The organism is Paenibacillus thiaminolyticus (genome assembly GCF_003591545.1).
In the GTDB taxonomy this organism is placed as follows: domain Bacteria; phylum Bacillota; class Bacilli; order Paenibacillales; family Paenibacillaceae; genus Paenibacillus_B; species Paenibacillus_B thiaminolyticus_A.
The window spans coordinates 1-12950 of record NZ_QYZD01000069.1; the positions used below are offsets into that span (position 1 = coordinate 1).

Annotated in this window: 6 protein-coding genes and 1 pseudogene; 1 reads left to right on the forward strand and 6 read right to left on the reverse strand. The window is 52.0% G+C overall.

Features of this window, described 5'->3' with window-relative positions:
* The 6 genes and pseudogenes from DQX05_RS29475 to DQX05_RS29500 form a co-directional block, all read right to left on the reverse strand.
* On the reverse strand, positions 1 to 7183 hold a 7183-nt coding region (locus tag DQX05_RS29475), incomplete at its 3' end, for a non-ribosomal peptide synthetase (RefSeq protein WP_147385246.1).
* 169 nt (positions 7184 to 7352) lie between these two features.
* Complete coding sequence (locus DQX05_RS29480) at positions 7353 to 8408, reverse strand: monodechloroaminopyrrolnitrin synthase PrnB family protein (RefSeq protein WP_119796794.1); 1056 nt, start codon at positions 8406 to 8408, stop codon at positions 7353 to 7355.
* Between the two features lie 399 nt (positions 8409 to 8807).
* Positions 8808 to 9659 (reverse strand): M20/M25/M40 family metallo-hydrolase, encoded by an 852-nt coding sequence (locus tag DQX05_RS29485; RefSeq protein WP_119796795.1) that lies wholly within the window; start codon positions 9657 to 9659, stop codon positions 8808 to 8810.
* A 16-nt stretch (positions 9660 to 9675) separates the two neighbouring features.
* Positions 9676 to 10469 (reverse strand): annotated as a pseudogene (locus DQX05_RS29490) (ABC transporter permease).
* Positions 10470 to 11092: 623 nt separating this feature from the next.
* A complete protein-coding gene (locus DQX05_RS31250; protein WP_182914960.1) occupies positions 11093 to 11257 on the reverse strand; it encodes a hypothetical protein in 165 nt (54 codons plus the stop codon).
* Positions 11258 to 11457: 200 nt separating this feature from the next.
* The gene (locus DQX05_RS29500; RefSeq protein ID WP_119796796.1) at positions 11458 to 11748 is read right to left on the reverse strand and encodes a hypothetical protein; all 291 of its coding nucleotides are present in this window, start codon (positions 11746 to 11748) and stop codon (positions 11458 to 11460) included.
* 95 nt (positions 11749 to 11843) lie between these two features.
* Here DQX05_RS29500 and DQX05_RS29505 point away from each other — a divergent pair, with 95 nt between their 5' ends.
* Positions 11844 to 12236 (forward strand): hypothetical protein, encoded by a 393-nt coding sequence (locus tag DQX05_RS29505; protein ID WP_119796797.1) that lies wholly within the window; start codon positions 11844 to 11846, stop codon positions 12234 to 12236.
* Positions 12237 to 12950: the final 714 nt, after the last annotated feature.

Consider the following 12950-nt stretch of genomic DNA (forward strand, 5'->3'; position numbering starts at 1 on the left):
TGCGCAAGGCCAGCGTGTTGACAAACATCCCCATTATGTCCGCGAGATCCGCATGCGGACGCCCGGCTACCGGCGAGCCGATAATAACCTCCTCGTCGCCGGAGAGACGAGACAGCAGTGTGCTGTACGCGGCCAAGAACACCATATAGACGGTAACTCCTGTGTCCAGTGCCAGTCGCTGCACCGCTTCCGACAATGTTCTCCCTAGCTTGAAATCAATCCGATCGCCTGCAAAGCTGCGCAGGGCGGGACGCACGAAATCGGTTGGCAGCTGCAGGACCGGCAGCTCGCCCGCTAACTGATCGAGCCAATATTTCTCCTGCTCCCGATAAGCATCGCTGAGCACGTATTCCTGCTGCCATACCGCATAGTCTTTGTACTGCAGCTTCAGCGGGGCCAGTTCTTTCCCGGCATACAGCTTCGTAAACTCCTCTACGAAAATGTCCATCGACACGCCGTCCGAGATAATATGGTGCATGTCCAACAGAACATAGTGAAGCCTGTTCGCCGCACGTACAATCTCCACACGCAGCAGCGGCGCTTGACTGAGATCGAATGGATGTATGAATGCTGCAATAATCGAATGAAGCTGCTCTTCCCCTGCTTCACAATAGTCAACGGCAAGCTTCCCTTTGTCGTGTATTCTCTGCACCGGCTCTCCGTCCGCCATGATGAAGGAAGTGCGCAGCGATTCATGACGAGCGACCAGCTGCTGCAGGGATGTCTCTAAAAGCAACCTGTTCAACTTGCCCTCCATTCGAAGAACCGCGGGCATGTTGTAACTAAGCTCTGCTCCCTCTAGCTGCTGGAGCACATACATTCGCTTCTGTGCAGAGGTAAGCGGATAATGTTCCCGGGAATCAGCCTGTTCAATCCCGTGAAATGCTTTAGTCTTCCGAGAAGCTATCACTTCGGTCAATGTCTCCACGGTCGGATGCTGGAAGAGATCCCGAAGCGTGATATCGGCGTCCAATAGCTTTTGGATGCGCGAAACCAAAACGGCTCCTTTTAATGAATGTCCGCCTCGTTCAAAAAAGTCATCCCGCACGCCTAACGGACGGACGCCCAGCACCTCCTGCCACATCTCTGCCATCTCCTGTTCGGCAGGATTCCGCGGGGTGATATAACTGCTGTCTTTCTCCAATCGGCCGTTCGGCAAAGGCAATGCCCGCCGATCCAATTTGCCGTTGGCTGTGAGAGGCATCTTCTCCATCGGAATAAAATAAGCCGGAATCATATAAGACGGCAGCGTTAGGCCAAGCGCCGTCCGCAGTTCTTTTACCGGATAATCCCGTTCCGCTACAAAGTAAGCGCACAGACTGAGGTTGTCCCCCGCTTCTCCCACAACCGTAACGGCTGCCTCTCGAAAGCCGGGAAGCGTCAATAGATGGGCCTCGATATCCCCTAGCTCAATCCGGTTGCCGCGAATTTTGACCTGATGATCGGTTCTTCCCAAATATTCCAAAGTTCCATCCGGCAACCAGCGGGCCCAGTCGCCAGTTCGGTACATTCGCTCACCCGGCACAAACGGATCGGAGGTGAACTTATCGGCCGTTAACTGCGGCTGGTTGATATAACCGCGTGCCACGCCGGAACCGGCAATACACAGCTCGCCCGGTACGCCGAGCGGAGTGAGCAGCCCTTGCGAGGTAAGAATATATACCCGTGCGTTGGGAATCGGCCGTCCGATTGTAATAGCCTTCTCTTCCACGAGCTCAATTGCGGTCGTCACTACGGTATTTTCGGTCGGACCGTACTCATTCATCAATTCCATGTCGGGATTCATCGCCTTCAAACGGCGGATGAGCGCCATTCCGACGGCTTCGCCAGCCAGTACCGCGCTGCGCACCGTATGCCAATCATCGGAATTCATGCTCTCCAGCAAGGCGGAATAGAAGCTCGGCGGACTCTGCATATGGGTAATTCGGTGCTTCGCGATGACTTCGCGAATGGCCGACGGTTCTTTGCTATCTTGATCATGTAACAAGACAACCGCCGCCCCCGACACGAGAGGTCCAAAAAAGTGAGTCACGAATGAGTCGAAAATAAAAGGATTCAACATCAGCGCTTTGTCACCGGCGCTGAACCGGTAGCGGCTCGCTTTCCAGTGAATGGTATTGGCAAGGCTGCCATGTTCGATCATGACGCCCTTTGAGGCCCCCGTAGTGCCTGATGTATAAATAACGTATGCTAAATGCGCGGGTGCGACGGTTCTTTTCAAGCTCTCTGCAGCCATATCCTGACACTCGTTGTCTTCGAAATAAATAACGGGAATACTGCTGACGATCTCCTCCGCCAGAGACCGATGCTCTATCGAAGTCAGCAGAACCTTGGGATGACTGTCGCTCAGCATATAACGAATCCGCTCCAACGGGAATTGCGGATCGATCGGAAGATAGGCTCCTCCTGCCTTCAAAACGGAAATTAAACCCACCGCCATGTCGCAAGAGCGGTGCATCATGACGGCGGCAATTGTCTCCGCCCCTAACCCTTGCACGCGAAGCATAGCTCCCAGCTGCTCCGCCCGCTCGTTCAGTTCACGGTAACTCAGCTCCTCGTCTCCAAAAATAACCGCAGGCAGATCAGGAGTGCGGGCAACCTGCTCCTCGAACAGAGTGATCACCGTTGCCTCAGGGCGATAGTTGGCCTTCGTTCCGGCAAATTGTTCAAGCAATAATTGTCTTTCCTGACCGATTACCAAGTTATACTCACCCAATCGAGAGTCCGGAGACTCTACAGCCTGACGCAGAAGCTCCAGGAAGCAGCCGCTCCACCGCTCTATCGTATCGAGGCTGAACAAGGCTGCGGCATATTCCAAGGTGAAGGAAAAACCCCCGGGCTCTTCCGTAACGGTAAGCGTCAAATCGAACTTAGACGCAATGTAGTCGAATGGATAGGAAGAAAGACGCAGACCCGGAAGCTGCAACACCTCATGATCGCTATTTTGCAGCACGAGCATCGCGTCGAATATCGGATTGCGGCTCGTGTCGCGCTGCTGCACGACCCGCTCCACCAGCTCCTCAAACGGAAAATCCCCATGGTCAAAAGCGGATAACGCCGTCTGGCGAATCTCCTGCAAATGATCGGAAAAACGTTTGTCCCCCGCTGGATGCGTACGCAGCGCCAGCGTATTTACAAACATGCCGAGCATGCTTGCCAGGTCGGCATGCGGGCGGCCCGCCACCGGCGTGCCGACAATGATCTCCTCCTGCCCGCTAAGACGGGACAGCAGCATGCTATATGCCGCCAGCAGCACCATGTACACCGTACTGCCGCTCTCTTGTGCCAGCTTGCGGACACCCTCCGCCAACTCGCCTTTCACTTCGAAATCCGCCCGGCCACCCTCTATGCTTCGCATCGCCGGGCGCGGATAATCAGCCGGCAGGCTCAGCACCGGCAGCTCTCCCGCCAGCTCCTTCAGCCAATAGGCTTCCTGCTTCGCGTAGGCCTGCGACTGCCTGTATTCTTGCTGCCATACGGCATAGTCCTTATACTGCAGCCGCAGCGGATTCAGTTTTTCTCCGGCATATAAGGAGGCCAATTCTTCCGTTAGAATTTGCACGGAAATTCCATCCGAAATAATATGATGCATATCGAACAAGAGCAGATGGCGTTCTTCCCCGAATTGGATCACCTTCGTGCGCAGCAGCGGGGCCACGCCGAGATCAAACGGGCGGATAAATGTCCGGATCTGCTCGTCCGCCCGGCCTTCTTCTGTTGCCTCGCAGGATACGGAAAAAGAGACATTATCATGGATCTGCTGCATCGGCTCGCCGTCCACCACCGTACACGAGGTGCGCAGCGCCTCATGGCGAGCAATAAGCGACTGAAATGCCGCTTCGAGACGCTCCTTATCCAATGGACCTGCCAGTTGGAAAGCCGCCGGCATATTGTAACCGAGACCTGCCTCATCCAGCTGGTGGAGCACATATAATCGTTTCTGCGCCGACGATAGCGGATAATAAGCCTGCTTCGGTGCGGGAAGCAGATCCTCATAGGCCCTTTCGGCTGCCGAAGTGACGGCTTGGGTCAATGTCTTCAGGTTGGTTGTCTGAAAAATGTCGCGCAAGCCGATCTCGGACCGGAACTCCTGATGAATGCGTGTTAGGAGCGTCATCGCTTTCAGCGAATGGCCTCCGAGCTCAAAGAAATTATCATGGAGTCCAACGAATTCTTTATTCAGGACCTCTTGCCATAGTAACGCCATTTTCTGCTCGGCGTCTGTCGTTGGACGAACGTATTCTTTGCGGGATGCAATCGCATCGGGTTTCGGCAAAGCTTTACGGTCCACCTTGCCATTTGGCGTCAAGGGAATCCTCTCCAGCCTCATATATATGGCCGGTACCATGTAGTCCGGCAGCATCGAAGAGAGGAATGCCCGCATTTCTGCAATCTCCAGTTCGGTCTCGCCCGTGTAATATGCACACAGCACAGGCTCTCCCTGCCGATCAGGCATTACGGCAACCACTGCCTCACGGATGCCCCCGAACTGCATCAACTGCGCCTCAATCTCTCCCGGCTCGACCCGGTAGCCGCGGATACTGAGTTGATCGTCCAGTCGGCCGAGAAACTCCAAATTGCCATCCGGCAGCCAGCGGGCCTGGTCTCCGGTACGGTAAATCCGTCCGTCTACCGCATAAGGATCTTCGACAAAACGCTCGCTCGTCAACTCCGGCCGATTCAGGTAGCCCCGGGCTACTCCTTTCCCTCCGATGCACAGTTCTCCTGGGACACCTACAGGCTGCAGAGTTCCTCCCCGCCCCAGTACGTACAGATTGACATGGGGAAGCGGCTTGCCAATCGGCACATTCCCTTCTCCAGGCAGCTGCCCCCCCTGTTCCACTTCATAATAAGATGCATCGATGCACGCCTCCGTCACCCCATAGCTATTGAGGATGCGCATGTCGGAGCCAAATCGGCTGTGCAGCCGACGGAAGTCTGTGGCCGCGAGACGATCCGAGCCCAGGATGAGCAGTTCTAACCTGCCGGTGCCCAAGCGATGTTCGTAAATATAATCCATTAGCGGTACTAGCAGGGCAGGCGTCGACTCCAACAGCGTAATGCCGTACTCGACGATCATTCGATGAAGCCGAGGCAGCTGGAGCCGAACCTCATCCGGGCAGAACACCATCATTCCCCCATTCGGCAGTGCTCTGCCCAGATCGCCGGCAAATACGTCAAAAGAGAAGCTGGCCAGTTGCAGCAGCCGGATCTCCATCTCCTCGAGCTTGTACTCTTGGCGCCATGCCCAAGTCGTCTGCATCCAGCTATGGTGTTCCACCATAACTCCTTTTGGCGTTCCCGTTGTCCCTGACGTATAAATGAGATAAGCAAGCTGCTCCGGTCGGCACGGAAGACGTAAATTCGAGGCGTCGCCGGCATAGCATTCCTCCTGCCGCAAATCCAAGACCCTGCATCCGTCGGGCAGAGCAAATCCAACAGAATCAACCGTCAACAAAATGCTGGCTCCGCTATCCGCCACCATATAAGCCAGCCGGTCGGAAGGCAAAGCGTGATCCAGAGGCACGAAGGCTCCTCCCGCCTTAAGGACAGCAAGAACGGCCGTTACGATTTCCGGCGACCGTTCCCCGAGAATCGCCACGGGTTGGCCCATCCCAATCCCCAGATTGCACAGGGTACGGGCCAGCCTATTCGCGCGTTCATTCAATTGGCCGTAGGTCAGCGACGATCCGTCCAGTCCCGATAGAACAGCTATCCGTTCCGGTGTCTTCGCGGCCTGTTCCTCGAACAGCTCGTGCAGCAGATCGCCAGTCTGCCGGCCGATATTTCGTCCTGTGCTAAAGGCTTGAAGGATCTGGTGACATTCTTCCGGCGGCATCACATTAACTTGTTCTACCGCCTGCATAGGCGCGGCCATCCCTTCCCGAAGGACATGCATCAATCTGGCAAACAGGCGATCCATGTCCTCCGCTGTGAACAAATCGGTTAAATAATCAATTTGAACAGCCATCTCGCCGGTTTTTACATTTTCGCGGATATGGACCGTTAATTCATTATCCTGATGTCCATTTCCGAGAGGCATCGTGTCATATTGTATGGGAGCATCATCCGGAACAGTGTCCCATGCCAACGGATGATAATTAAAAAAAATGGGCAGCAAGGCTCCCGTAAAACCAAAGCGCTCGCGGAGCTCCGGAATGATTCGATTGTAAGGATATTTCTGATGCCGAATCAGCTCGCCCTGCTTCATTTTCACCTGCTTCAAGAGATCGGCGAAAGACAAAAAAGCATCCACGCGCAAGCGAAAAGGCGTTGTGCTGACGAGCATGCCTACCATCGTTTTCTGATCAACGGATGTTCTGTTGGCATACATGGTTCCCAGCACAACTTCTTCTTCTCCGCATATTCGGGCGAGATACAGACATAGAGCGGTTACAAACAAATTGAAGGCAGAGACTTGATGTTTTTCGCAGAATTGATGAATGTCTTTGCATACGGATAAGGGAAGCTGATGTTGGCTGTAAGAGGCCGCGCTGGTGGCAGTCTGGGCTGCCCGTTCGGAAAAAGCCAAGCTTGTGATTGGCGGCAGCGTACTGAATTCTTTGTCCCAGTATGCCTTATCTTTGAGGAAGCGGGAAGATGCAAGATAGGTGTCCTCGCTAGCAAGCAGTTCTGTAAAAGAAGGTGCTGGTTCCATCGGAAGCTCCTCATTGCGTAACAAGGACATATAAGCTTGAATGATTCCGTTGCCAAGCAGGTTCAAGGAATAACCGTCAGCAATCACATGGTGAATTTTCAAAAACAAGCGGGCCTCCAGCTCTCCTGTCCGGAACAACGTGAATTCAAACAATGGGGAATCAAAGAGAGCGAAGGGCTGGCGCGAACGCAAATCAACGATTTCTTGCCATGCTTCGGCTCCTTCCCCCCTGACGTCTAATACATCAACATGGAAAGGCTCGAACGGAACGACATAAATTTGCGGCTCCTGACCATCGATCTGTCTTAAACGTACTCGAAGGGAATCATGCCGAGAAACCAGCATCTGTATAGACTGCATGATCTTCTCTTCGTTAATCGTTCCCTTCAAGGTCAGCAAACTGTTCAACGCGGCAACGGTCGTGTTGGGACTGAGCAGTTCCATATACCACACTCTTCGCTGCGCTTCTGTTAATGACCAAGTATTTTTGATCGTTAATTGTGATTCTTTTCTGTTATTTGACATAATTCATCCTTCTCCCTATTTAAATTAAGCGTGCTAGAGCGTCCTTGAAAAGACTCTATACAGCCTGCTTGGGGTTCTGGGATGTCAAAAGCAGTGCGGCGTGCATGGTGAGGGACGTATAGCCCATTACTTCTTTTGCCTCGGATCGGACTTTTACGGTTTGGCGGAATCACACCCGAGGTTCTATCTTATCCGTAACGGTGCGTTTGGCTTGAGCGACGACGTCAATGCGCTCCTGTAAAAAGATATCGAACGCGAATCCCCCCGTGCCTTTGGCAACGGAAGCATCTTGATTGCGGATATATCTGGTGACTAGTCCCTGATGAACATTGCGGAATTTGATGATTTCGTCGTAAATGTCGACAAGAAGGTTCAGTTCGGAAGAACGGTCTCTCCCGGATTTCATATCGGCAGAATAGATTTGCTTTAAGGAGGAGGCAGCCATCGCATTTTTGATGCGGAATTGCTCGCATGGCTCCAAATACGGCAAAAGATCATGAGTCGTTGCAATATAGGCATCATCTGCGGTACCTATAATCAGATCAGTCAGGATCACGCCCGCAATGTGCACGCCGCTAGGCGCATTGTAGCTAACCCCTTTCACCTCGACGGGAAAAAAATAATCTCTGAAAAAGGTAATAAAAAAGACGGGATCCACCCCTTTGTGCACCTCGGCGTTTTCCTTGCGCACCTGCCTCATAGCCGCCTTTACTACCCCAAGAATTTCCAGGCGTCCCGGCATATCCGGCTCCAATTGAAGCTTCACCAATTCTTCAATCGCAGGTTTAAGCGCCAGTTCCGATTGTTGGTGCCGAGTGATAAAAGCGACTTCACTGGCATCCCCCGTAAACGTTCGCAGACAATGGGCAGGATTGTAGGCAATATACGAAGCATAGGTATCCCGTGGAATTAAACCGGTCACCAAGGAAAAAAGGTCCAAAATCGAATACACCTGGTCCAGTTCGGAAGCAAGAATCCCTTGCTTCAAGCACGAAATGAGGAAGATGCCCAAATCCCCCATTGCCAGCACCTTTTCATTGTAAGGACGGTGATATGCGAAATCGATGAGTTGCTGACTATCATCTGGCAGAAGAGAAAGGCCGAGCCGCAATAGGTCAGCCGGGGAGCCGGTCTTATTGAGGGGAGGAAGGTCATTTACCACAAAGCGACTAAAGGCACCCAATGGGTATTGCAGGTCTTCGCACATGCAATTCACTGTAGTCATAAAACTCTCTCCTTCTATCGAAGTTAGTAACGAGAAAGAATTCAAACTATCATTCTTGTGGAAAGCAAACGACTTCGCTGAAAGAAAAACTATAATTATGAAAAGTATCACAAAAAGGTTATTAAGTCAAATTTATCCTTTGTATTGAAGGGCAGTGATCAAGCAAAAAGGCCGAGTACGGGAATAAATGCACACCCTAACTCGACCTTTTTTCGAATCTAACGGTCATCCCACAGGTAATCAAAAACTACGTGTGAGACAGCCTCTTCTCTTATTATAAAGTTAGTTAAATACGTAACTGCCAAAAATTCATTAGTATTCTAAGGTTGATCGCGATCTGTTCCACTGCCGTATCCAGTTGGCCGCCACTGTCCGCCCACAAGCCTTGCCAGCCTGGTGCTAGACCCGCTCCAAAATGCCCGCCAATAAAGCTGTGCGGCGGCTCAGCTCATGCACCCAGATGTATTCGGAGGGCGAATGCGCGCCGCCTCCGCCGACGCCGAGCCCGTCGAGTGTCGGCGTGCCGCAGGCGGCGGTGAAGTTGCCCACATTGATCTGGATGCTGCGGTCCGCATCAGACCACGAGTGCAGCCGGATGATCTGCCGAGCCAGCTCCTCCACGGCGGAGATGCCCGCTTCCGGATTCACCCCCGCATGGGCGGCTTGCCCTTGCACCGACAGCAGGAAGCGGCCGCTGCTTTTGCGGGCCGTCTTCAACGCCCCGTTCGCCTCCAGCGGAGGCTCGAGCACGAGAGCCGCTTCGCTCTCCTTCGCGTAAGCCTCGATCCAGGCCCGCGACGTCGGGCTGCCGATCTCTTCATCGCTGTTGATGAGCAGCACGATCGACAGCGAGTCGCGCATCCGCCCCTCCGCCTGCACCAGCTTCATCGGGTACAAGGCTTGGATCAAGCTGGCCTTCATGTCATACACGCCAGGCCCGTAGGCCCGCTTGCTGTCTGTTCGGAACGGCCGTCTGCCCGCTTCCCCGGCGGTCCATACCGTATCGGCATGGGCGACGAGTAAGATGCGGCGGGGACCGCTGCCTATGCGGAGAGCCAGCCGATCGCCGTATAATTCGTTCGGCACCCCTTCGACTTCGGCCTCCAATTGCTCGCGGAACCGCTCCTCATACCAGCCGATCAACCTATCCGTCAACGCCTTGTCCGCCGAAGGGGAATCCATGTTCACGCTTTGCTCAAGCAGCACCATCATCTCGGGCAACCGCCGTTCCAACCGTGATAAGTAGTTCATATCCGTTCAACCTGCCTTAATGAGAGTGGGAATGGGAGCCGAACAACCGATCCAGGCCATATACCCGTTCCAAAAGGAAAATGAAGACCAGACTCAGCAAGATCATGATCGAAGAGATCGAAGCGACCAGCGGCGTCAAGGACTCCTGCATATAATTGAAGATCGCCATCGGCAGCGTCGAAGGCGAGATCAAGAACAAGGACACCGTCACATTATCGAAGGACGTCAGGAACGCGAACACCATTCCGGAAAAAATCGCCGGCCGGATGACCGGCAGCGTAATATCCCAAAACGTCCGCACCGGATGCGCCCCCAATATGGCCGCCTCCCTCTCTAGCGTGTAATCGAAGGAGCTGAGTCTCGTCAGCACGAGCCGGACGACATAAGGCACCGAGATCAGAATGTGGGACAGCAGCAGCCCGGCGAACGTTCCCGCCAGCCCGATGCGGGTGAAGAACAGCAGAGCCGAGATGCCCATAATAAGCGAAGGCACGGTAAGCGGCGACACCCGCTCCCTGGCGGCTTGTACTTGTGCAGCGCGAAGGCGGCCAGCGTGCCGATGAGCGGCGACAGGACGGCCGGCACCGCGGCTAGCTTCAAGCTGACCCAGAACGATTCGATGACCTCCGGCCGTTTCAGGATTTTCGCATACCAGTGCAAGGAGAAACCCTCCGGCGGAAAGCGAAGCACCCCTGTCGCCGTGAAGGAGGTCGGCACAATAATAAGAAGCGGCGAGACCACGAAGAAGACGACGAGAAACGCAATGATGCCTAGCGGGGAAATGCGAAACCGCCCCGTTCGGTTCGTCATGACGAGAACACCTCCTTTCTTGATGTACGGCTCCGGCATGTCATACGGATCGTATGTATCTTCCGCCCCCGCCGCAGGCATCAGCAGGCTTGCCGTTCGCGCGGTCACTCCCGACTGCTTCAGCCATTGGCGCGCCAGCGATCCCGATTCGAAATGGCGCAGCCACTTGCCTGGCGTCATATCCGGATCATCCAGCGCGACATCATTCGTCATATCCATCTCGTCCGCCTTGACGTCTTCGTTCAAGCAGCCCATCTCCGAAGTCTGACGAACAGTAATGGAGGAGAACGGCGCGCCCGTTGAGGATGGCAACGCGATCGTAAGCTGGAACTTGGATTTGTAGATGTTCAACTCCCCGTCCGCATACAGATCCATGACTAGCTTCGTCGCCGGACTGAACAGCGCTCCTGCCTCCGGATCGTTCTTCAACACCTCTTCATCCAACTGCTCCAGCTCGGCCAGCAGCTCCGGCGCGTACTCCATGAACGATTCGTATAAGAACAACCCTGCTGCTTCGCCGTCGTTCAGCGCATCAGGCAGCACGTCCGGATCCAGCGTCTCATCGTCCAACGCCCCTTATGCACCTGGGTAGAGCAGGCGGCCGGCCGTCACGAACCACTGCTTCAGACCCCCTTGTCCTTCATCGCGGCCCGAAGCAGCTCCTTCGCCCACGGCAGAAGCTCATCGCCCCCGAATTCCAGATGCACCTGCTTCAGCTCTAGGTTCTCCCCCAGCATCGGTTCCGTGACCGGCTTCACGGTGATTGAATGAGCCATTGGCTCTTTCAATAGATCATCTTCCCAATTGGCCGCTCGGACTTACCTGGGCGGTATTTTTATTGTCCAAGAAAAAAGGCACTCCTCACTATAAGAAGTCCTTAACACCAAGTTTCTGCTTCAATGCTTTCTGGGGCGTTTGAGAAAAGTTTATCCTTTCCTCGGGAACAACATCGTTTAGCAATTTTGGAATTGTTTTATTGCCTATTTCTTCATTTCACTGATTCGATTGACTTGAGTTGTGGTTTTGAAAACAATGAGCTATGATATCTAACCATGTATCTTTTACTTTCATCTATGAGTTGAATGGTAGGCATTTCAGCAAAAATTTCAGTTTCCCTACCTATATTATTTATAATTACAATGCTTTTTTCAGTTTTTCTTACTATGCCAACTTCTTCATAAGAGACAGTTGAAGTAAATTTGTTAGTTAAATACAGAGCAGTCACACTAAATACTATGAGAGTCCCCAAAATGAGTAGGTATTTGGTGATGTTCTTCATATTAGACCTCCTTGGATTTTGTGTATTGAAAACACTTTATTAGTATGTTAACCTATTATTTGGGATGGGAAAATTATGTAAAAGGCGGTGCTGGTATGAAAAAATGGTCAGTAGGCTTTCTTTCACTATGTTTATTTGTCCTGCTTCCTTTATCAACAGCATATGGTCAAGAAAAAGATAATATGTATAATAATGACATTGTCGCGCATCAGATGCAAGTTGGGGATATTACTATCTCTGAGTTAGAAGATGGTAGAATCCAGGCAATACCACAAGCATCTGAGTTGTTGGAGGAACAAAAAAATCGATATCTGAAATATATGGGTTTTACTGATAAAGAAATATCCAGCCTCTCAGATGCTGTTAAAATTGAGATTATTCAAGAAGGAGGAAAAAAAGTAGCGACTGTTCGAACTGACGAACAACACTCGTATATTTCTCCTGACGGGAAAGAATATATTATTACAGAAAAAACAAAAACGAAATAAACAACATAAGAGTTCGTGATTTAGCTCAAAGAAATAGAGACGTACCTATTGCGGCTAGTGGTGTAGTTGATGGAATTTTCGAGGGATGGAGTAGTGTAATTTATATTGGGAAAACTGCAAATGCTAAAGAATTTAAGTACACTTACCGGACTCATTTCCAATGGAGCAGACTCCCAAATTTCTATTGGACTGACAGTGTTGGGCACTCTTGGGGTGGAGATGTTGTAGGAGTACAATCACATGGCGATTACGTAATTGATACTGGGTTAGTCTGTAATGGTTGCGATAGAGGCTTTGAGGAGATTGATCAATCTTCAGTTTATGGAACTAAAGGAACAGTTGATTTATTTGGAATTGAAGGGATACACTACGGCACACTTAGAACAGAAGTTCGCATTCCAGTAGAGCATAAGGGGCGTACGGCTGCATTTGCTTCGGTATATGGCCATGCTTATACTCCAAGCAGTATGAGTATTTCTATTGGACCTATAGGCATAGACATTTCTGGTTATGGTGATAAATGGTCTTGGAGGGAATCATTTATTGTTAAACCAGACTAAACGTTCTCAGCATATTGTTTTTTAGTACGACCAGTAGGTAAGGCATTTGGAAAGGCGTCAATGAAATACATGGACGACATGGAAAAGTCGCTGATTATTCAGCGGCTTTTCGTATTATTAGGTCAACCGGAATTTCTGGTTGGCCTATTTTTGT

Coding starts and splice junctions, on each gene's coding strand:
- DQX05_RS29500 (WP_119796796.1), bottom strand. CDS start 11,748: ATGAAGAACATCACCAAATACCTACTCATTTTGGGGACTCTCATAGTA.
- DQX05_RS29485 (WP_119796795.1), bottom strand. CDS start 9,659: ATGAACTACTTATCACGGTTGGAACGGCGGTTGCCCGAGATGATGGTG.
- DQX05_RS29480 (WP_119796794.1), bottom strand. CDS start 8,408: ATGACTACAGTGAATTGCATGTGCGAAGACCTGCAATACCCATTGGGT.
- DQX05_RS29505 (WP_119796797.1), top strand. CDS start 11,844: ATGAAAAAATGGTCAGTAGGCTTTCTTTCACTATGTTTATTTGTCCTG.